This is a genomic window from Enterobacter sp. ENT02, from assembly GCF_019219165.1.
GTDB classification, from domain to species: domain Bacteria; phylum Pseudomonadota; class Gammaproteobacteria; order Enterobacterales; family Enterobacteriaceae; genus Enterobacter; species Enterobacter mori.
The window spans coordinates 878,518-898,290 of sequence record NZ_JAHUWD010000002.1 but is presented as its reverse complement, the minus strand read 5'-3'; the positions used below and the strand labels follow the sequence as shown (position 1 = coordinate 898,290).

The 19,773-nt window shown below is 57.5% G+C and carries 18 protein-coding genes; 12 read left to right on the top strand and 6 right to left on the bottom strand.

The genetic code is table 11. From position 1 onward, the window contains the following. The first annotated feature begins 90 nt into the window (after positions 1 to 90). The 4 genes from KW829_RS10295 to KW829_RS10280 all read left to right on the top strand — a co-directional run bounded on the left by KW829_RS10295 (position 91) and on the right by KW829_RS10280 (position 4,467). The gene (locus tag KW829_RS10295; RefSeq protein ID WP_010430549.1) at positions 91 to 1,344 is read left to right on the top strand and encodes an MFS transporter; all 1,254 of its coding nucleotides are present in this window, start codon (positions 91 to 93) and stop codon (positions 1,342 to 1,344) included. Between the two features lie 74 nt (positions 1,345 to 1,418). Continuing rightward, positions 1,419 to 2,903: a carboxypeptidase M32 gene (locus tag KW829_RS10290; protein ID WP_214594083.1), complete on the top strand. Its 1,485-nt coding sequence runs from the start codon at positions 1,419 to 1,421 to the stop codon at positions 2,901 to 2,903. A gap of 146 nt (positions 2,904 to 3,049) precedes the next feature. Then, a complete protein-coding gene (asr, locus tag KW829_RS10285; protein ID WP_029485059.1) occupies positions 3,050 to 3,370 on the top strand; it encodes an acid resistance repetitive basic protein Asr in 321 nt (106 codons plus the stop codon). Positions 3,371 to 3,645: 275 nt separating this feature from the next. Beyond that, entirely contained in the window at positions 3,646 to 4,467 is an 822-nt protein-coding gene (locus KW829_RS10280; protein WP_010430540.1) for a serine protease, read from the top strand. A 46-nt stretch (positions 4,468 to 4,513) separates the two neighbouring features. Here the strand turns inward: KW829_RS10280 and mdtI are convergent, their stop codons facing one another. Both mdtI and mdtJ read right to left on the bottom strand, forming a co-directional pair. After that, entirely contained in the window at positions 4,514 to 4,843 is a 330-nt protein-coding gene (gene mdtI / locus KW829_RS10275) for a multidrug/spermidine efflux SMR transporter subunit MdtI (RefSeq protein ID WP_010430539.1), read from the bottom strand. Beyond that, entirely contained in the window at positions 4,830 to 5,192 is a 363-nt protein-coding gene (gene mdtJ / locus KW829_RS10270; RefSeq protein WP_010430538.1) for a multidrug/spermidine efflux SMR transporter subunit MdtJ, read from the bottom strand. Before mdtJ ends, mdtI begins: the two co-directional genes overlap by 14 nt. Before the next feature lie 420 nt (positions 5,193 to 5,612). Between mdtJ and KW829_RS10265 the strand changes: the two genes are divergently transcribed. Then, on the top strand, positions 5,613 to 6,647 hold the full coding sequence (locus tag KW829_RS10265; RefSeq protein ID WP_100166815.1) for an AI-2E family transporter: 1,035 nt from the start codon (positions 5,613 to 5,615) through the stop codon (positions 6,645 to 6,647). Between the two features lie 63 nt (positions 6,648 to 6,710). On the opposite strand, the gene KW829_RS10260 is transcribed toward KW829_RS10265, so the two are convergent. Continuing rightward, positions 6,711 to 7,733, bottom strand: a complete 1,023-nt coding sequence (locus KW829_RS10260) for an LLM class flavin-dependent oxidoreductase (protein WP_010430534.1) — start codon at positions 7,731 to 7,733, stop codon at positions 6,711 to 6,713. A 195-nt stretch (positions 7,734 to 7,928) separates the two neighbouring features. On the opposite strand from KW829_RS10260, the gene KW829_RS10255 reads away from it, so the two are divergent. Together KW829_RS10255 and yajD are read left to right on the top strand one after the other, a co-directional pair. Next, positions 7,929 to 8,822, top strand: coding sequence for a PhzF family phenazine biosynthesis protein (locus KW829_RS10255; RefSeq protein WP_218308138.1), 894 nt, complete (start codon positions 7,929 to 7,931; stop codon positions 8,820 to 8,822). 77 nt (positions 8,823 to 8,899) lie between these two features. Continuing rightward, entirely contained in the window at positions 8,900 to 9,247 is a 348-nt protein-coding gene (yajD, locus tag KW829_RS10250) for an HNH nuclease YajD (protein WP_006808895.1), read from the top strand. Positions 9,248 to 9,430: 183 nt separating this feature from the next. On the opposite strand, the gene KW829_RS10245 is transcribed toward yajD, so the two are convergent. Continuing rightward, the gene (locus KW829_RS10245) at positions 9,431 to 10,216 is read right to left on the bottom strand and encodes a MipA/OmpV family protein (protein ID WP_218308137.1); all 786 of its coding nucleotides are present in this window, start codon (positions 10,214 to 10,216) and stop codon (positions 9,431 to 9,433) included. A gap of 124 nt (positions 10,217 to 10,340) precedes the next feature. On the opposite strand from KW829_RS10245, the gene KW829_RS10240 reads away from it, so the two are divergent. From KW829_RS10240 to KW829_RS10225, 4 genes are all read left to right on the top strand, one after another. Further along, on the top strand, positions 10,341 to 11,036 hold the full coding sequence (locus tag KW829_RS10240) for a response regulator (protein WP_218308136.1): 696 nt from the start codon (positions 10,341 to 10,343) through the stop codon (positions 11,034 to 11,036). After that, on the top strand, positions 11,033 to 12,229 hold the full coding sequence (locus tag KW829_RS10235; RefSeq protein ID WP_120158781.1) for a cell wall metabolism sensor histidine kinase WalK: 1,197 nt from the start codon (positions 11,033 to 11,035) through the stop codon (positions 12,227 to 12,229). Before KW829_RS10240 ends, KW829_RS10235 begins: the two co-directional genes overlap by 4 nt. Before the next feature lie 78 nt (positions 12,230 to 12,307). Further along, on the top strand, positions 12,308 to 13,456 hold the full coding sequence (locus KW829_RS10230) for an efflux RND transporter periplasmic adaptor subunit (RefSeq protein ID WP_218308135.1): 1,149 nt from the start codon (positions 12,308 to 12,310) through the stop codon (positions 13,454 to 13,456). After that, positions 13,453 to 16,530, top strand: a complete 3,078-nt coding sequence (locus KW829_RS10225) for an efflux RND transporter permease subunit (protein ID WP_218308134.1) — start codon at positions 13,453 to 13,455, stop codon at positions 16,528 to 16,530. The genes KW829_RS10230 and KW829_RS10225 overlap by 4 nt, the downstream gene beginning before the upstream one ends. 18 nt (positions 16,531 to 16,548) lie before the next feature. Here the strand turns inward: KW829_RS10225 and KW829_RS10220 are convergent, their stop codons facing one another. Then, complete coding sequence (locus KW829_RS10220; protein ID WP_010430505.1) at positions 16,549 to 17,316, bottom strand: arylamine N-acetyltransferase; 768 nt, start codon at positions 17,314 to 17,316, stop codon at positions 16,549 to 16,551. Positions 17,317 to 17,412: 96 nt separating this feature from the next. Here KW829_RS10220 and KW829_RS10215 point away from each other — a divergent pair, with 96 nt between their 5' ends. Beyond that, complete coding sequence (locus KW829_RS10215; RefSeq protein ID WP_218308133.1) at positions 17,413 to 18,867, top strand: PLP-dependent aminotransferase family protein; 1,455 nt, start codon at positions 17,413 to 17,415, stop codon at positions 18,865 to 18,867. Here KW829_RS10215 and KW829_RS10210 read toward each other — a convergent pair. Then, entirely contained in the window at positions 18,839 to 19,723 is an 885-nt protein-coding gene (locus KW829_RS10210; RefSeq protein ID WP_218308132.1) for a LysR family transcriptional regulator, read from the bottom strand. The two genes, KW829_RS10215 and KW829_RS10210, sit on opposite strands and share 29 nt — an antisense overlap. Positions 19,724 to 19,773: the final 50 nt, after the last annotated feature.

The following is a 19,773-nucleotide window of genomic DNA, read 5'->3' as shown; positions in this document are numbered from 1 at the left end:
TATTAGACAGAATATTTACATTTTCCTACTCTGATCTTGTGGTCATACCCGTCACCAGAAATCACGGGGATGTTTAAGCAAGGAATATGTGTGAGTCGTACAACTACCATTGATATCACTCCGGCAAATGATATTGATGATTTACCTGCAGCATCTCAGCCGGTGCAGTTTATTAAACGTGGTACCCCTCAGTTTATGCGCGTCACGCTGGCGCTTTTCTCAGCGGGTCTCGCAACCTTTGCCCTGCTCTATTGCGTGCAGCCGATCCTGCCCGTGTTGTCCCACGAGTTTGGCGTGTCGCCTGCCAGCAGCAGTATTTCGCTTTCTCTCTCCACCGGGATGCTGGCGGTCGGTCTACTCTTCACCGGGCCGCTCTCAGATGCGATTGGCCGAAAGCAGGTCATGGTCACCGCTCTGATGCTGGCCTCCGTCTGTACGCTGCTTTCAACAATGATGACCAGCTGGCACGGTATCCTGATAATGCGTGCGCTGATCGGGTTATCGCTGAGCGGCGTCGCTGCGGTCGGGATGACCTACCTCAGCGAGGAGATCCACCCGAGCTTTGTCGCCTTCTCTATGGGGCTGTACATCAGCGGGAACTCCATCGGCGGGATGAGCGGACGCCTGCTGAGTGGGGTGTTTACGGATTTCTTTAACTGGCGCATTGCGCTGGCGGTGATTGGTTGCTTTGCGCTCGCCTCTGCGCTGATGTTCTGGAAAATTCTGCCGGAATCACGTCACTTCCGCCCGGCGTCCCTGCGCCCCAAAACGCTGTTTATCAACTTCCGCCTGCACTGGCGTGATAAAGGGCTGCCGCGCCTGTTCCTGATGGGTTTTCTGCTGATGGGTTCGTTTGTCACGCTGTTTAACTACATTGGCTATCGCCTGATGCTTTCTCCGTGGCATCTCAGCCAGGCGGTGGTCGGCCTACTTTCCGTGGCATACCTCACCGGTACCTGGAGTTCGCCAAAAGCCGGAGCGATGACCGCACGCTACGGTCGTGGCCCGGTGATGTTGTTCTTCACGGCGGTGATGCTGGTCGGCCTTCTGCTGACGCTCTTCTCCTCTCTGTGGCTGATTTTTGCCGGAATGCTGCTCTTCTCTGCAGGCTTTTTCGCCGCCCACTCGGTCGCCAGCAGCTGGATTGGCCCGCGTGCCCGTCGCGCAAAGGGCCAGGCGTCGTCGCTGTATCTGTTTAGCTATTACCTGGGATCAAGCATTGCCGGGACGCTCGGCGGCGTGTTCTGGCACAACTACGGCTGGAACGGCGTGGGCGGGTTTATCGCGCTGATGCTGTGCGCGGCGCTACTGGTGGGGGCAAGTTTGCATAAACGTCTGCATTAACATTCTGCGTCCTTCGTGTTTAAATCGAGCCGATGCTAATTTTTGTCATCGGCTGATTCAGACACGAGGACTTCATGAAAAACAATAACTACCAGCAACTCACCCGCACCTTCCAGCGTCTCTCCCGCTTCTCCCACCTATCCTCCATCGCCAGCTGGGACATGTTCACCATGATGCCGCCGGGCGGCAGCGCCGCGCGCGGTGAAGCGCTGGCGGAGATGAGCGTCCTGCAACACCAGATCCTGACCGATAAAAAAGTGGGTGATTGGCTGGCTGCCGCGGCAAGCGAAGACCTGAATGATGTCGAACAGGCCAACCTGCGTGAAATGACGCGCCATTATCAACAAGCAACATTGCTGCCTGAATCGCTGGTGGAAGCCAAGTCGCTGGCAGGCAGCAAATGCGAGCACGCGTGGCGTACTCAGCGCCCCGCCAACGACTGGCAGGGGTTTTCCGCCAACCTGAAAGAGGTGGTGAAACTGAGCCGCGAAGAGGCTCGACTGCGCGCCGACGCCAAAGGGTGTTCGCCCTACGACGCGCTGCTCGATATTTTTGAACCAGACATGACGAGCGCGCGTCTGGACGTGCTGTTCGGCGACATGAAATCCTGGCTGCCGGACCTCCTGGCAAACGTCGTGGAAAAACAGGCTCAGCGGTCGTTCGTTCCGCCGCAGGGCCCTTTCCCGACCGCGACGCAGCGTGAGCTGGGTCTGGAAGCCATGAAGATGCTCGGCTTCGATTTTAACGGCGGTCGTCTGGACGTCAGCGCCCACCCGTTCTGCGGCGGCGTGCCGGAAGACGTGCGTATCACCACGCGCTACGACGAGGACGAGTTGCTAAGCGCGCTGTTTGGCGTGATCCACGAAACCGGACATGCGCGCTACGAACAAAACCTGCCGCGCGCCTGGGCCGGACAGCCCGTGGCGCTGGCGCGCTCAACGGCAATCCACGAATCTCAGAGCCTGTTCTTTGAGATGCAGCTCGGGCGTAGCGAGGCCTTCCTGAAGCATCTGCTCCCTGCCGTTCACGCCCGCTTTGGCAGTCAGGCTGCGTTCAGCGAAGAGAACTTTATCGCCTGGAACCAGCGCGTGAAGCCGGGCTATATCCGCGTTGATGCGGACGAAGTGAGCTACCCGGCGCACGTGGTGCTGCGCTATGAAATTGAACGCGCGTTGATCAACGGCGACATTGAGGTGGACGACATTCCGGCGCTGTGGGATGAGAAAATGCAGGCCTGGCTTGGGCTATCGACCAAAGATAACTATCGTAACGGCTGTATGCAGGATATCCACTGGACCGACGGCGGCTTTGGGTATTTCCCGTCGTACACGCTGGGTGCGATGTACGCTGCGCAGCTCTTCCACGCCGCGAAAACGGCGCTTCCGGGTCTGCAGGCGTCTATTGCTGACGGCGATTTCTCAGCGCTGTTCGACTGGCTGCGCCAGAACGTCTGGCAGCACGGCAGTCGGTTTAGCACCTCTCAGCTGATTACCCAGGCGACGGGGGAAGATCTGAATATCCGCTACTTCCGCGAGCACCTGACGTCACGCTATTTGTAATCGACATCGCCGGGGGAACCCGGCATTGTACAAACGGTTACACGCCGATACCAATCACTCACGGAAACCCCGAGTTTACAGGGATATAGTTCTTTCAACGGCCCCGCAGTGGGGTTAAATGAAAAACCAAATTCGAGGGTATGAAAATGAAAAAAGTATTAGCTCTGGTTGTTGCCGCTGCTATGGGTCTGTCTTCTGCTGCATTTGCTGCTGAAACTACCGCGACCGCAACACCTGCTGCGGCTCCAGCTGCAACCACCACCGCTGCGCCAGCCAAAGCGGTTCACCATAAGAAACATCACAAAGCAGCAAAACCTGCTGCAGAGCAGAAAGCCCAGGCCGCTAAAAAGCACCACAAAAAAGCGACCAAACCTGCTGTAGAGCAGAAAGCGCAGGCTGCTAAAAAGCATCACAAAAAAGCAGTAAAACACGAAGCTGCTAAACCAGCTGCACAGCCAGCTGCGTAAGAGTACAAGCTAAACCGTGCCCTTCGGGGCACGTTGGTAAACCGGCGCTGAACCGACCAGTTCCGCGCCGTTTTTTTATCCGGAGGGCGTATGCTGCGGCGCTATCGGTTTGAGCTCATTCTTATCTTGCTTATTTTATGCGCGCTCATCGCAAGCCAGTTTTATCTTTCCTGATTGTAGCACGCTGATTTTACTCCCACTTTCGTGCTGTCCCGTCTATAGTATTTTCATAGGGTTCACTTTTAATAATCATAATTACCCCACCAGAGTGTGATATGCGTAAATCTGTTGTGTTGTTACTGGGAACGTTTGGTCTTTTTTCAGGATTCTTACATGCGGACGATGGTGATGAAGACGCTATCAGCGCCAAAGAGGTCAAGACCCTTTTTTTTGGTCATGATGACCGCACGCGGGTTACCGATCCGACGCAGGCCCCCTGGGATGCCATAGGACAACTGGAAACGGCCAGCGGTAACTTATGTACCGCAACATTAATTACGCCTCAACTGGCACTGACGGCCGGTCATTGCCTTCTCATGCCGCCAGCCGGTAAACCGGATAAAGCTATCGCCCTGCGCTTTGTGTCGCAAAAAGGGGTCTGGCGCTATGAGATCCACGGCATTGAAGGACGGGTTGATCCCTCTCTGGGTAAACGCTTAAAACCGGATGGTGAGGGCTGGATTGTGCCCCCTGCCGCCGCATCCTGGGATTTTGGGCTGATTGTTCTGCGTTATCCGCCATCGGGTATCACACCCCTGCCCTTATTCGACGGTGACAAAGCCGCGCTGACGGCGGCACTGAAAGCCGTCGACCGAAAAGTGACGCAATCCGGCTACCCGGTCGATCATCTTGATTCTCTCTACACGCATACGGACTGCACGGTCACTGGCTGGGCGCAAAACAGCGTGCTCTCGCATCAGTGCGATACGCTACCGGGTGACAGCGGGTCACCGCTGATGTTGAAAACCGAGAATGGCTGGCAGTTGATTGGTGTTCAAAGCTCTGCCCCATCCGCCAAAGACAGATGGCGCGCCGATAACCGTGCCCTGTCGGTTACCGGTTTTCGCGACAAGCTGGAAGCGCTCGCGCAGCAATAAAAAAGGCAGCGAATATCGCTGCCTGAAGAGGATGTCGAAACTGACATCAGGCGAGTTTTATCATAATCATGCCTGCGAGCAGCAGAACCAGGCCGATCCAGCCTTTGTGATTCAAACGCTGACCGAACAGGATCCAGCCTGCTGCCAGGGTGGCGGCGATACCGAAGCCACCCCACAGCGCATAGGCCACAGAAAGGTCGATCCCTTTTACCGCCTGCGACAGGGCGCTAAATGCCCCCAGCACGGCGGCAATGGACATCAAGCCATAAAACTTACGGCGAAAACCGTCAGAGAATTTTAAAAAGACGTTAGCCACGATTTCCAGCACGATGGCCAGCGCCAGCCAGGCCGCGTGGATCCATTCAAACTGCTGCATGAGCCTGCTCCTTCTGCTGTTTCGTCGGTTTACGTGTACCCGATTTAATCAGCACGATCCCTACCACCAGCGTGGTTAATCCGGCAATTTTCATTGTCGACAAGGTTTCGTCAAATATCATGACACTGAACAGCGTGATCAATAAAATACCGATACCTTCCCACAGGGCATACGCGACACCCAGCGCGATTTTTTTTACCGCAAATGAGAGGAAAATATAGGAAAGGGTAATCATCACCAGCATTAAAATAAAACCGGTATTACCATCGCTCACGCTTGCCCATTTCATCGACAGGGTGCCGGTAATTTCAGCGATAATAGCCAGGGCTAATAAAATCCAGTAAAACATGTTCTTCTCCTGCTTGAGAATATAATCCATCGTGGCTCGCGTTGGACAGCAAACCAAAAAATATTAAATGAGATCAGACAGCTAAGCGCAGGGCGCCAGCTCAGGCAGAAGACGTGACTACAGCGCGTTGCGCCAGTGTTGCTCACCAGACAGAAGGCAGAAGGAAGTGGAGAATACAGCGGTGTTTGTTGAAAAATACGTCCTGAACAAATTGTCCATAAAATTACAATTATCCGCGTTGTTGCTTCTCGTCTTTGCGGATGAAAATTGTCCTCGGTAGTTGAACACGCTAGATTTGTACCATAAGCCAGGGTTTTACTCAAAGTCTTTTCATTTCTTTACCCATTCCGTTTGATTTTGGTTAGTTTTTTTACTCGGATAATGCATCTATTATAAATAAAACATTATTCAGGAACTTCCATGGCTAAACCCATCATTACCCTGAACGGGCTGAAGATTGTCATTATGCTGGGCATGCTGGTAATCATATTGACCGGCGTTCGTTTTGCAGCCGACATCATTGTGCCATTTATTCTGGCGCTTTTTATTGCAGTGATCCTGAACCCGCTGGTACAGCGCCTGGTGCGGCTACGCGTTCCCCGCGTGCTGGCGATCACGCTGCTCATCAGCATTATCATCGTTGTCATGGTGCTGCTGGTGGCCTATCTCGGGACATCGTTGAACGAGCTGGCGCGTACGCTACCAAAATACCGTTCTTCGCTGGCGATCCCGCTCCTGCAACTCGAGCCCTGGCTGCAGCGGGCAGGTATTGAGGTCTCGGTTGAGGAACTGCTGAAGTATATCGATCCGAATGCCGCCATGACCCTCGTTACCAGCCTGCTGGCGCAACTCTCTAACGCTATGACATCCATTTTCCTGCTGTTTTTGACGGTCGTGTTTATGCTGCTGGAAGTGCCGCAACTGCCCGCAAAGCTGCAGCAAATCATGGTTCGTCCGGTAGAAGGTATGGGGGCGATTCAGCGCGCGCTGGACAGCGTTTCACGCTATCTGGTGCTGAAAACCGCCATCAGCCTGGTGACTGGCCTGGTGGTCTGGGGGATGCTCGTCGCGCTGGATGTCCGCTTCGCTTTCGTCTGGGGATTGCTGGCCTTTGCCCTCAACTACATTCCTAACATCGGTTCCGTGCTGGCGGCGATCCCCCCTATTCTTCAGGCGCTGGTGTTCAGTGGGCTTTATGATGCGCTGGTTCTGTTAGCGGGATATCTGGCGATCAACCTGGTGTTCGGGAACATTCTTGAACCACGCATGATGGGCCGCGGGCTGGGGCTTTCCACGCTGGTGGTGTTCCTGTCCCTGATATTCTGGGGCTGGCTGCTGGGTCCCGTGGGTATGCTGCTTTCTGTTCCACTGACGATCATCGTGAAGATTGGGCTGGAGCAAACGGCGGGCGGGCAAAGCATCGCCGTGCTGCTAAGCGATATGGATCATCGCTAGCCCCTTCATCGCCTTGCACCAGACTCTGGATCGCCGAATCGGCGTTCCAGAGTGCCCGGGACATCATCTCCAGCCCATTTCCGGTGCGACATGCTTCAGAATGGACTCAATAACATGTGCGTTATAGTCCACGCCCAGCTGGTTCGGCACGGTCAGCAAGAGCGTATCCGCCTCGGCGATGGCCTCATCCTTTTTCAACTGTTCGATCAGCGCGTCAGGCTCTGCGGCATAGCTGCGACCAAAAATAGCGCGCGTTTTCTCATCAAGATAACCGACACTATCGCTCTCATTGCGGCTTGAACCGAAATACATCCGGTCGCGGTCATCCATCAGGGCAAAAATGCTGCGACTGACCGACACGCGTGGCTGACGGGTATGCCCCGCGTCGGCCCAGGCCTGCCGATACGCGCGGATCTGTTTTGCCTGCTGAATATGAAACGGCTCGCCGGTTTCATCGTCTTTCAGCGTGGAGCTTTGCAAATTCATTCCGAGTGTGGCGGCCCATACCGCGGTCGCATTCGACCCCGCGCCCCACCAGATACGGTCCCGCAAGCCTTCGGAATGCGGCTCCAGACGCAATAACCCTGGCGGGTTCGGGAACATCGGCTGTGGATTCGGTTTTGCAAATCCTTCTCCGCGCAGCACCTCGAGCAGCACCTCGGTATGACGGCGCGCCATATCCGATTCATCTTCCCCTTCCTGCGGGACATAGCCAAAATGACGCCAGCCATCAATGACCTGCTCCGGGGAACCGCGGCTGATGCCAAGCTGTAAACGACCGCCGGAAATGAGATCCGCAGCCCCCGCGTCCTCCGCCATATACATCGGGTTCTCATAGCGCATGTCGATCACGCCCGTACCGATTTCAATACGTTTGGTTTTTGCACCTATCGCCGCCAGTAAGGGGAACGGTGAGCTCAGCTGGCGGGCAAAGTGGTGTACGCGGAAATAGGCACCGTCTGCTCCCAACTCTTCGGCCGCCACGGCCAAATCAATGGACTGTAGCAGCGTGTCTGCCGCCGAGCGCGTACCGGACTGCGGCGACGGCGTCCAGTGACCAAAGGATAAAAACCCGATCTTTTTCATGACTCTGTGTCCTGATAATGCTTTGCGTTGTACCTACTTTACGCATTACCGGGTGAGAATAAATGGCGTTTATTTAACGGAGTGATTCAAATAAATTGATTGAATTTTTTTCAGGTCCGTCAGGTAAAAAACGGCTGGTTATCGGTTTGATTTATCGTTACTACTCTATGTCAGGACTTTTACACCGGACAGAAAATGAAAAGACGCTATGTTGTTGCGGATGTTTTTACTGACACCCCGTTTCTGGGTAACCCTGTCGCCGTCGTACTCGATGCGGAGGGTATGAGCAAAGCACAAATGCAGCAGGTCGCCGTTGAATTTGGCTACAGCGAAACCACGTTCGTTCTGCCGCCAGACAATCCTTCCAATACGGCACGCGTGCGAATCTTTACGCCCTCGCGCGAGATCCCCTTCGCCGGGCACCCGAATGTTGGAACTGCGTACGTGCTGGCACATCACGCAGCGATGAATCATCAGCGCCAGCCTGATACGCTGCACTTCGAGGAAATAGCCGGTCTGGTGCCCGTGCGCCTGCTACGTGACAACGATACCGTGACCGGCGCAGAACTCCTGGTGCCAGAGGTACTCTCCTTGCGCTCTGAAGTTAGCCCGGAAAGCGTGGCTGCCTGCTTATCCCTGAACGCAGAAGATATCCGTACCGAGGTACATATGCCTGTTGTCGCGTCGGTAGGTCTGCCCTTCCTGATAGCCGAGCTGGCTTCTCGCGAGGCGCTTCGTCGGTGCGTGCCGAATTTACAGGGTTTTCGCGCGACGTTACCGCTGGATGGCGCGGTCTCCCTCTATGCCTATACCCAGGATACGGATCCCGATGAACCTCACGATGTCCAGGCCCGCATGTTTACTCCCCGCATGACAGAAGATCCTGCAACAGGCAGCGCGACGGCCGCTGCAACGGCGCTACTGGCGTTGCAGCGCAATAAAACGACGCTTAACCTTAACGTCAGTCAGGGCGTTGATATGGGACGAGCAAGCGTGCTGTTCGCGGGATACGATGCCTCGTCAGGAAAGGCTGTGGTTCGCGTAGGGGGAAAATGTGTGATTACGCTTGAAGGCACATTTTCATTCTAACGGTGCAATGGCGTTTACCTTTACGACACCCGATGGGATATATTGGCACACTATTTTTATCACAGGTAAAACCGACAATGGCTTTGATCCCCAAAAACTACGCGCGGCTGGAAAGCGGCTATCGCGAAAAAGCTTTAAAAATCTACCCATGGGTCTGCGGACGCTGCTCGAGAGAGTTTGTCTATTCCAACCTGCGTGAACTGACGGTTCACCATATCGATCACGACCATACTAATAACCCGGAAGATGGCAGCAACTGGGAGCTGTTGTGCCTGTTTTGCCATGACCATGAGCACTCAAAATACACCGAAGCGGATCAGTACGGTACTACCGTCGTGGCCGGTGAAGACGCGCAAAAAGACGTTGGCGTCGCCACGTTTAACCCGTTTGCCGATTTAAAAGCGATGATGAACAAGAAGAAGTAACAACGCCAGGAATGGCGTTTTTTCGCGGGTTACTACTTCTTCAAGTTTTGCTCACTCCGATGTTCTTAGAGAGGTTCACGTATAGACATACACATAGTAGGTTATGACGTATATCCCCGCGATCGCTACTCCTGCCGTACTGAAAAATGGCCAATCCCATAAGCGCATACCGTCACCTCGACGTTAAAATGTCCAGGTGATGGCCGCTGTTGCCGCCCCCTCATTTCGCCGCATCACAATCGGGCTTTCATTCGCATGGTCGCCAAGCCAGGTATAGTCCGCACTCAGGACCGTTCCCCAGTGGGCATCGAACTGATGGCTCCAGGTCAGACTGGTGTCGACGCCATAAAATCCACCCGGCGCTGAATAGCGGTGATATCCGGTGCGGCGGCTCTGCTGCTCGCTGACCCCATACCAGGTATTCAGATAACGGCTGTCGCCAAACAGGGCCGCAGACTGAAAGGCGACCGTGTCCTGGTTATTTTGTACAGGGATTAGCGTAACGGAGGCCTGATAGCTTCCTCCCTGGCTGTCCGTTAACGGCAGCGTCGCTTTGCCTTCCACACTCAGCCAGGGCGCGGCCTGCCAGCCCACGGCAAGGCCGGTATTCAGGGTGGCATCAATGTTCCCCATCCCTTTCAGATTGTTTGCGCCCTCACGCCAGTCAGAATTTTTATCAGCCCTTCCGAAGTCGTAGCCCAGCGTGTGTTCGAAATACCAACCGCTGTCGTTTTGCAGGTCATATCCCAGCCCTTTTTGCGCATCAATAAAGAAAGCGCCTTTGCGACCCAGCAGCACAGGAACCACCTGCCACACCTGCTTGTCTGAGCCTGAGTAACGCGGGGCATACTGTCCCCCCAGCCCGACGGTTAAGGAATCGGACGCAGAGCCATCATCCGCCTGCGCGCCGGATGCCACGACCATCAGAAGCGGGACGGACATATACAGGACTTTTTTTATCGCTATCATACTGCTCTCCATACAGACGCTGGCGTCTCCTGGTACAGGAACGGCCACACAATGTTGGCGCAGTATGATTTGGCTGAATCAATGAATCGTCGGGATAGTGTTAAGAAATGGTCAAGGTGAACGGATGTTGTCCAGAAGAGTGCTGATTATTGAAGATGACGCCGATGCGGCTGGCGTGCTCGAAGCCTATTTACGGCGTGAAAATTACGACGTGACCATTACCAGAGACGGTCTTTCCGGGCTGGATATGGCCCAGCGGTGGAAGCCCGACCTCATCCTGCTGGACGTGATGCTGCCGGGGCTTAACGGCACCGAAGTGCTGGCTGGCCTGCGTCGTAAAAGCGATGTGCCGGTGATCATGGTCACGGCCATGGGTGATACCCCCGATCGCATTGGCGCCCTGCGCTACGGTGCCGATGATTACGTTGTGAAGCCTTATCATCCGGGAGAAGTCGTGGCGCGGGTGCAGGCGGTGCTGCGGCGCAGCAGTAAAAAAGAGACAGACGAAGCGATCCTTCGCTGGCAAACGCTGGAGGTGGATGTCGCCGCCATTGTGGCGAGCGTGGATAACGGCGACGGCACGCCTGTGATACTCGATCTTACGCCAACGGAATTCTCGCTTCTGGCAACGCTGCTGCGTTCCCCTGCGCACCCGTTCTCCCGCCAGTATTTACTGGAACACTGTTTGCCGGAAAGCGAGGCGCTGGAGCGCGTGGTGGACACGCATATTTATAACCTGCGTAAAAAACTCGAAGCGGTGGGTATTTCCGGCGTGCTGATCAACGTTCGCGGCGTGGGTTACAGGTTCAGACAACCATGATAAAAAACCGGCACTCCTCTCTGTGGCGCTGGATTTGCGCGCGTATCCTGGCGCTGGCCATCGGCAGCGTGATCGTCATTGCCACCTGCATGTGGCTACGTTATGCGGTACAGAACTACTGGATAATGGGCAGGATGCCGCCGGCGGTCCGACAGGAGTTTCTTACGCTCAGCCAGAACCCGCAGGCCAATCCGGCCCGCTTCCACACGATTGTGGACACCTGGTGGGGTCTGAGCTATTCCACGCCGTCTATCGCCTCAGCCGACTGGGTCACGGTGGCGCTGCTGGTGCTGGTGATGATCCCGTTTATTGTGGTGATGGGGCTAAAACACGCCCGGCCGCTGGCGCTGCAGTTCAGCCGCCTTCGCGATGCGGCAAAGTATGTCGCCGAAGGGCAGTTTGGCCGTCAGGCGGAACTTATCAAAGATGCCCCGGCGGAAATGGTCAGCTTTGCGACCGACTTTAACTCCATGACCGGACAACTCGCCCGCTATGAGAAAGAGCTACGCGCCTCACACGTGGCAATGGCGCACGAGCTGCGCTCGCCCCTGACGGCCGCCATCGGGCGTCTGCAGGGCATGTTAGACGGCGTGTTTGATGCCAGCCCCGCGCAGCTGGAAATGGTGATGAAGCAGCTCCAGCACCTCAACCGCCTCACCGATGAGCTCCACCTTCTCTCGTTGGCCGACGCGGGTAATCTCGTGCTGGAGGACCAGCCGTTCTGTCTGGATGAGCTGATACAGGAGCGGGCCGCCTGGATCATGCCCCAGGCTGATGCGCATCATTTCCGGATAACGCTGCGTAACCCGCGTAGCTGCCCCTTCAGAGGCGATGCGTTCCGTCTGGGACAGGTCGTGACCATCCTCATGGAAAATGCACTACGTTACGGGCGCGATGGCGGCCATCTTGAGGTGGCGCTGCACGACGCCAGCGGGCATTACACCCTTGAATTTACCGATGACGGGCCGGGCGTATCGCCCCAGTTCTTGCCGGAAATGTTTAAACGCTTCAGCCGTGAGGAGCAGTCCCGCGCGCGGCATTCCGGCGGCAGCGGCCTCGGTTTGTCCATCGCCCGGGCGATTTGTCAGGCGCATGGCGGAGAAATTAGCGCGTCATTACCGGAAACCGGCGGCCTCTCCGTGCGTATTTTGTTGCCCTGGCATCCGTCCGAGAATGAAAATATCCACTCTTGATAAAGCCTTGACACAACATCGAATCTTTCTCGACGTAGCGCGCATTTAATAACGCCATTACCTTTATGGAGCGGCGTTATGTCAGACGAATTATTACTCTCCCTCCGCCACTGCCTGCATCATTTGTACGGCGTGGCGCGCACCCTTTCCTGGCTGTATTTTCTTCCCCTGGCGCTGCTTGCGCTGGCGATTTTTCCGCTGACCGGCTGCGGTGATAAACACGAAAACAAGCCCGACCCTGTGCGAGCGGTACGCTACGTCGTCGTCGGGGCCGCCCAAACTCTTCCCGCGCTGGAAAGAACCGGTGAGATCCATGCCCACGATGAAACGACCCTGAGCTTTCGTACCGGGGGCCGGATACTGACGCGCAGCGTTGATATTGGCGACCGGGTCACTGCCGGACAGCTGCTGGCCACGCTTGACAACACGACCGGGCAAAACCAGCTCGACAGCGCGGCGGCCGACTATGAAGGCGCTAAAGCCTCAGCGCAGGTCGCCGCGCTTAACGTCAGTCGAATGCAAAAGCTCATGCCAACGGGTGCGATAGCCCGCGCGCAGCTCGACAGCGCCCGTGCGGACTGGCTTGTCGCCAGCGCGCGCTTAAAAAGCAGCGAGGCCGCGTGGCGAAATGCCCGCGAAAGCCTCGGCTGGACGCGCCTGATCGCGCCACAAGCGGGCGTAATCACGGCCGTGAACGCCTCTGCGGGGCAGGTTGTCACCGATGGACAGTCCGTGCTGACGCTGGCGACCGGAGAAGGTCGCGACGTGGCGTTTGATATTGCCACCCCCGATGCGATCCCGCCTCTGGATAAGGCGGTTTTACAGGTTTCCCTCCTCAGCGCCCCGTCGGTACAGGCGTCCGCCGCGCTGCGGGATATCACCCCGCAGGCCGATCCCCAGACCCGCACCTGGCGCGTCAGAGCCACCCTGCATAACCCGCCAGAGGCCATGGCGCTGGGTGCCAGCGTTACCGTCACGTTTCCATCGTCAGCCCCGCACGGGTACACCCTTCCCGCCTCGGCGCTGAGCCGTGCAGGCGACAAACCGGCCGTTTTTGTGATTACCCCGCAGTCGCGGGCGCAGCTGCGCGCGGTGGTGCCCGCGAGCTATACGGCCTCTTCCGTTATGATTGCCTCCGGCCTTGAGCCGGGCGATCGGGTGATCACGGCGGGCGTGAGCACATTGCGGTCCGGCGAGCCGGTGATGGCCGGAGAGGTTCAGCCATGAACACAGGACCGGAAGCCAAATTTAACCTCTCCGCCTGGGCGCTGAAGAACCCGCAGATGGTCAGCTTTTTCATGCTGCTGGTGATTGCGATGGGCGTGTTCTGCTATGAGAAGCTGCCGCGTAACGAAGATCCGGCTTTCACCATTAAAACGGCCGTCGTCTCCGCGCAGTGGCCGGGGGCATCCGTGGCGGATACCACCCGCCTGCTGACCGATACGCTTGAAAAAAAGCTGCAGGAAACGCCCTGGCTGGATTATCTCGAAAGTGAAACCCGCGCCGGACGCACCGTTATCCATGTCAACCTCCGTGACGATACGCCCCCGCAAAGCGTGCCGGACATCTGGTATCAGGTTCGCAAAAAAATGCAGGACATCGCGCCGTCCCTGCCTGAAGGAGTGCAGGGCCCTGCCGTGGACGACGAGTTTGACGACACGTTCGGCACAATTTATGCCTTTATTCCCGAAGGTTTCACCCTGTGGGAGGTACGGGATCGCGCAGAGACAATACGTCGCGAGCTTATGTCCCTGCCGGATATGGGCAAAACCACCCTGCTGGGCGAACAGCAGGAGCAGTGGGTTCTCGCCTTTTCTCCGGCACGCCTGGCCGGGATGGGGCTCGATATTCAGGCCGTCGCCGACGCCCTCCGGGCGCAGAACGCGGTTGTTCCGGCTGGCGTTATGCGTACCGGGCGGGAGAACATGGCGATAAAGGTCAGCGGGGCGCTCACGACCGAAGAGAGCTTACGTGCCGTCACGCTGCACGTTAACAATCGCTATATTCCGCTGACCGACATTGCCACCGTCACCCGGGAAATCACCGAGCCTCCGGCACCGGCCTACCGGGTGAACGGCAAACCGGCTATCGGGCTGGCGGTGTCGATGGCACCAACGGGCAACATGCTGCGTTTCGGTGCTGCGCTGAACGCCAGAATGGCGGCCCTCAGCGCCGGGCTTCCGCACGGCATAGAGATGGTAAAAGTCGCCGATCAGTCAGCGGTGGTCAGTGACGCGGTAAGCGGGTTTATCCGGGTGCTTATCGAAGCCGTTATTATCGTGCTGGCGGTTTCATTTGTTTCACTGGGTTTACGGGCCGGACTGGTGGTGGCGACGGCCATCCCGCTGGTGCTCGCCATGACGTTTGCCGGCATGATGCTCGCCGGTATTGGCCTTCAGCGTATCTCGCTCGGAGCGCTGATCATTGCCCTGGGGCTGCTGGTGGATGACGCCATGATCGCCGTCGAAACGATGGTCTCCCGGCTGGAAGCGGGTGATTCCCGTCGGCATGCGGCCACCCATGCATTCAAAACGACGGCCTTCCCGATGCTCACCGGTACTCTGGTGATGATTGCCGGTTTTATTCCCGTTGGTTTCGCGGCCTCCAGCGCCGGTGAATACTGTTTTTCCCTGTTTGCGGTGGTGCTTATTGCCCTGCTCTGTTCCTGGGCTGTCGCGATCCTGTTTTCACCGCTGACGGGCACGTGGCTACTGCCGGAAAAAGTCAGACATCACGCGACGGGACCCGGAAGGATCGCGCGCGGGTACGGACGGCTTTTGCGCCTGGCACTGCGTCACCGAGTCGCTACCCTGCTGTTCACCCTTTCCGCGCTGGGGCTGTCCGTGTACGGCACGACGTTTATGCAGGGCGAGTTTTTCCCCGCTTCGGACAGGCCTGAGCTGCTGGTCAGCCTGACGCTTCCGGCCAACGCGTCGCAGCCGGAAACGTTAAGAGAGGTGGAAAAGCTGGAAAAGGCGCTGGTCGGCAACGGCAACATCAATCGCTATTCGACGTACATTGGGTCGGGCGCCATCCGTTTTTACCTGCCGATGGACGTGCTGCTGGAAAATGAAAATATCGCCCAGATGGTCGTGGTGGCTAAAGATCTTAAGGCGCGGGATCGTCTGCATGCGCAGCTCAACAGGATCCTGGCGACGCAGTTTAGCGACATCATCACGCGCGTGTCGCCCCTTGAGCTGGGGCCGCCCGTCGGCTGGCCAATCAAATACCGGGTGAGCGGGCCTGATTATATGCAGGTTCGGGCGTTTGCGAACCGTCTCACGGACGCGATTGGGCAGTCTCCGTTCTCACGTGACGTGAACCAGACGGCCGGAGAGCCGGAGAGGGTCATTACCCTTAAGGTGAATCAGACGGCGGCCAGGGCGGCGGGAATATCGTCAGAAAGCCTCGCACGCACGCTGAACACCGTCTGGTCCGGCAGCGTGATCACGTCCATCAGGGATAACGACCGCCTTGTCGACGTGGTGCTCCGGGCCACGGACAATGCACGTCACAGCACCGCTACCCTCTCCTCGCTCACGATTCAGGGGAATGACGGTAAAAAAATTCCGCTCAGCGCCGTCGCAACGCCGGTCTGGGGCGTGGACGATCCGGTCATCTGGCGCCGCCAGCGCGTGCCCTTTATCACGGTGCAAACGGATCTTGCCCCGGGGCTAAAGGCTGAAGCGGTATCCACGGCGCTGCGTCCGGCGGTCGACAAGCTGCGCGCGAGCCTGCCCGCAGGTTACAGCATTGAAGAAGGCGGCGCGGTTGCCGAATCGGATAAGGGGAACAGCTCCGTCTTTACCGTTCTTCCGGTAACGCTGGTCATCATGCTGTTGCTGCTGATGCTTCAGCTGCGGCGATATTCCCGTATGCTGCTGGCACTCCTGATGGCCCCGTTTGGTTTACCGGGGATCGTGCTGGCTATGCTCCCCGGCGGAACGCCGATGGGGTTTGTCGCGCTGCTGGGCGTTATCGCCCTGGCGGGGATGATCGTGCGTAACGCGGTGATATTGATTAGTGAGGTTGACAGCAATCTTGCTCAGGGGATGGCAAACGATGCCGCAATTATGGCGGCTGCGGAACACCGGGCCAGACCCATCTGTCTGACCGCCTGTGCCGCCATTCTGGGCATGATCCCCATTTCTCATCAGGTCTTCTGGGGGCCAATGGCCTATGCCATCATCGGCGGGCTGCTGGTTGCGACGCTGGTGACGCTGACCGTGTTACCCGCGTCGTTTAGCCTGCTGTTACAGAGGGGGGCTCAGCGCAAAGCCGCAGCTGACAGGCCGGGCTGAGTCCCCATCTTTCTCCGATTACGCGGCGGTCAGCGCAAAACGGTCTTTCAGGACATGGCGGATTTCCTCCGCCGCCAGCTGCCGCGTTTCAGTGCCGTTCGCCGTGATGGTTTTCAGCATATCGCCCAGTAAAATCTGGCGTCCCTCCGGGCTGTGCTGCACCACCACCCGCTTCTGCACAAAGATCGCCTCCGGGTGCGTGGAGTTAAGGTAGTTGGCCGGGACGAAATCAATCCATTCCTGAGGCGTGAGATCAAAGCCGTATTGATTAGCCCATTCCCCCTCCACCTTCGCCTGAAGCAGGTACTCGCCCTCCGCGCTGCGGCTCAGTCGGAACGTGTCGAAATCCTGCGTGATTTCCACATCAAGCGTGTCCAGCGCCATCGGCGCGCGAATGCCGTAGCTGCCGAACCCGAGGTCGCAAAGCCACTGTCGGCTCTCCACCTCAGCGATGAGCGCCATATGGGTTTTCGGCCGCCGCGCGGGGTAGAACATCGGGCGCGCCGCCACAAAACGGTAAGGTATCCCTAACGCCTCCAGCGCCATGGCAAAAAGCCCGTTCACCTCATAGCAGTAGCCGCCGCGCCCCTGCGTTAGCACCTTATCGGCAATGTCGTCTGGCACCAGAGAGACAACTTTGCCCGCCTGTACATCCAGATTTTCAAACGGGACTGAAAAGAGCTGATGACGCATAAGAGCATGCAGAGTGACCGTATCGGCACCCGCCGGTCCGGTATAGTTTATGCGTTTGAAATAGGTGGAAATGTTGAAGTTTTCGCTGTGCATAATGCCTCCTTGTCCTGAACATGTCGGACACTATAGATGGCGCACATCATTGGCTGTATAGTCAGTTTTATCGAAAATTAGCCTGAACAGATACCCATGTCTGCCCCGTCCCAGTCGTCCCCACACTATCGTCGAATTGCCGAGATGCTGCGCCTCACGCTGACGTCTGGCGCGCTGCGCGCCGGTGACAGGATGATCTCCGCGCGTAAACTGGCCGAACGCGAGCACGTTAGCCTTCCGACGGCGCTGGAGGCCCTTCGCTGCCTGGAGGCTGAAGGGCTGATCGTTGCGCGTCCGCGTTCAGGTTATTACATCCGCCAGACCAGCCTCCCTCCGCGCGTGGAGACTTCCCGTTTCCCGCCAGGTCCGGTGCCTGTCACCCTGTCGGCCGTGGCCCGGTCGCTGTTCAGCAGTGCAGAAGCCCGTCTGGTTCCGCTGGGCGCCGCCCTGCCCGATCCCGCGTGGCTGCCAGGAGATGCGCTACAGCGGGCGTTGCACTCTACGAGTCGTCGTCTGGACGCGCATGGGCAGAGCTATAGCCTGCCTCCGGGAAGGGTTGATTTGCGCACCAGGATTGCCGCGCGTTCTGCGCAATGGGGAGCCCGCTTCGGCGCAGACGATCTCATTATTACCGCAGGCGCAACGCAGGCGCTGCGCCTGGCCCTTCGGGCCGTGTGTCAGCCGGGTGATGTCGTGGCGATTGAGCAGCCCGCTTATTTTGGCACGCTCCTGCTGCTGGAGGATTTAGGCCTGAAGGCCTTAGCGATCCCCACCGATCCTGTCGAAGGCCTGCTGCTGGAACCGCTGGCGGACGCCATTCGCTGCCACCGTCCCGCTGCCGTGCTGGCCTCGCCCACCGTGCAAAACCCGCTGGGTGCCAGCATGCCCGTCACGCGCAAGCAGGAACTGGTTGCCCTGCTTGAAGAGGTAGAAATTCCTTTGATTGAGGACGATGTTTACGGTGACCTGGTCGGTGACGGGCAGCGACCTCCGGCCTGTAAGGCATTCGACCAGAGCGGGAATGTGATTTACTGCAGCTCGCTGTCTAAAACGCTTGCGCCGGGCTGGCGAATCGGCTGGATTGCGCCAGGACGCTACCATTTGCAGGTTTTACAGGCTCGCATGGCCGGAGACTGGGCGGGCGCCCCGCTGCTGGAAGCCGCGGCGAGCGAGATGCTCGCAAGCGGCGACTACGATCGCCACCTGCGGCGGCTAAAGCGCCGGGTTGCAGAGGGTGTTTTAGCCGTCGTCGCACGAGTCGAAGCCAGCTTCCCTCCCGGTACGCGCGTTAGCGTACCCGCTGCCGGTTTCCTGCTGTGGGTAGAGTTGCCTCAGCAGGTCAACGCGCTGGAGGTGCATCGTCGCGCGCTGGCGCTGGGCATTGGCGTCAGCCCTGGCCCCCTGTTTTCCCCTGGCGCAGAGTTAACGCACTTTCTTCGGCTGAACTGCGCAAACGAACCCTCGCCCCGCCTGCTGAACGCCGTGGAACAGATTGGCGCGCTGTGTCATGAACTGGCTGCTTTCACACCAGACTCTCCAGCCACTCGGTAAAGACCCGCACCTTGCGGGAGAGGTGGCGGTGCGGGTAGAGAAGCGACAGTTTGCGGTCCGGAGAGCGATGCTCTGGTAGAACTTCAACCAGAAGACCGCCGTCAATGTAAGGCTGGAGAAAGAGATTCATCCCCTGCATTAACCCCAGCCCGGCCAGACCTGCTGCGATGTAGGCTTCGGAATTATCCACGACAAGCTTACCGGGCAGAGTAATCTCCGCGATGCCGTCTGGCGTCGTAAACGTCCACGGATGGATTTGTCTGCTGTTGTTATTCACCCAGTTGATGGCCTGATGTTGGTGTAAATCATCCAGCGTTTCTGGCGTGCCGTGTTGTGCCAGCCAGGCCGGACTGGCACAGGTCGTAATTTTGATGTTCCCCACTTTTCGCGCGATATAGTCGCCGTCGTCCAGTTCGCCCACCCGCAGCACGCAGTCCAGGCCCTCCCGGAGCATATCCCGGCGGCGATCGGAGCTGCTCAGAATGATGTCGATTTCAGGATGCTGCCGATAAAAATCAGGCAGGTTCGGTATCACCCGCAGCGCCGCAAAAGCGATGGGCATATCCACACGCAGCTGGCCGTGTATTGCCCGGCCAGCACCAAACGACTCCAGCAATTCGTCCGCCTGCGCCAGCAGGGGTTTACTCCGGCGATAAAACGCATCGCCATCCGGCGTCAGGCTAATCCGACGCGTTGTTCGCTGCAGCAAACGCGTGCCGCTGTGCTGCTCCAGAAGCTGTAACGCTTTAGTGACCGCCGGGCGATGGATCTGCAGATTTTCCGCAGCCCTGGACAAGCTCCCCGACTCAACAATTTCAATAAAAATTCGAATAGATTCAAAGAGGTTTATGTTCATAAGGGACGATCTTGCCGCGAGCAGGATAAAATTATTGTTATTAATTTTAT

What these genes read in the sequence shown, in the direction of transcription:
- KW829_RS10235 (WP_120158781.1), top strand. Translation starts at nt 11,033, where the DNA reads ATGATAAAAAACCGGCACTCCTCTCTGTGGCGCTGGATTTGCGCGCGT.
- KW829_RS10210 (WP_218308132.1), bottom strand. Translation starts at nt 19,723, where the DNA reads ATGAACATAAACCTCTTTGAATCTATTCGAATTTTTATTGAAATTGTT.
- KW829_RS10225 (WP_218308134.1), top strand. Translation starts at nt 13,453, where the DNA reads ATGAACACAGGACCGGAAGCCAAATTTAACCTCTCCGCCTGGGCGCTG.
- mdtI (WP_010430539.1), bottom strand. Translation starts at nt 4,843, where the DNA reads ATGCAGCAGTTTGAATGGATCCACGCGGCCTGGCTGGCGCTGGCCATC.
- KW829_RS10265 (WP_100166815.1), top strand. Translation starts at nt 5,613, where the DNA reads ATGGCTAAACCCATCATTACCCTGAACGGGCTGAAGATTGTCATTATG.
- KW829_RS10255 (WP_218308138.1), top strand. Translation starts at nt 7,929, where the DNA reads ATGAAAAGACGCTATGTTGTTGCGGATGTTTTTACTGACACCCCGTTT.
- KW829_RS10245 (WP_218308137.1), bottom strand. Translation starts at nt 10,216, where the DNA reads ATGATAGCGATAAAAAAAGTCCTGTATATGTCCGTCCCGCTTCTGATG.
- KW829_RS10220 (WP_010430505.1), bottom strand. Translation starts at nt 17,316, where the DNA reads ATGCACAGCGAAAACTTCAACATTTCCACCTATTTCAAACGCATAAAC.
- KW829_RS10280 (WP_010430540.1), top strand. Translation starts at nt 3,646, where the DNA reads ATGCGTAAATCTGTTGTGTTGTTACTGGGAACGTTTGGTCTTTTTTCA.
- asr (WP_029485059.1), top strand. Translation starts at nt 3,050, where the DNA reads ATGAAAAAAGTATTAGCTCTGGTTGTTGCCGCTGCTATGGGTCTGTCT.
- KW829_RS10230 (WP_218308135.1), top strand. Translation starts at nt 12,308, where the DNA reads ATGTCAGACGAATTATTACTCTCCCTCCGCCACTGCCTGCATCATTTG.
- mdtJ (WP_010430538.1), bottom strand. Translation starts at nt 5,192, where the DNA reads ATGTTTTACTGGATTTTATTAGCCCTGGCTATTATCGCTGAAATTACC.
- yajD (WP_006808895.1), top strand. Translation starts at nt 8,900, where the DNA reads ATGGCTTTGATCCCCAAAAACTACGCGCGGCTGGAAAGCGGCTATCGC.
- KW829_RS10240 (WP_218308136.1), top strand. Translation starts at nt 10,341, where the DNA reads ATGTTGTCCAGAAGAGTGCTGATTATTGAAGATGACGCCGATGCGGCT.
- KW829_RS10260 (WP_010430534.1), bottom strand. Translation starts at nt 7,733, where the DNA reads ATGAAAAAGATCGGGTTTTTATCCTTTGGTCACTGGACGCCGTCGCCG.
- KW829_RS10290 (WP_214594083.1), top strand. Translation starts at nt 1,419, where the DNA reads ATGAAAAACAATAACTACCAGCAACTCACCCGCACCTTCCAGCGTCTC.
- KW829_RS10215 (WP_218308133.1), top strand. Translation starts at nt 17,413, where the DNA reads ATGTCTGCCCCGTCCCAGTCGTCCCCACACTATCGTCGAATTGCCGAG.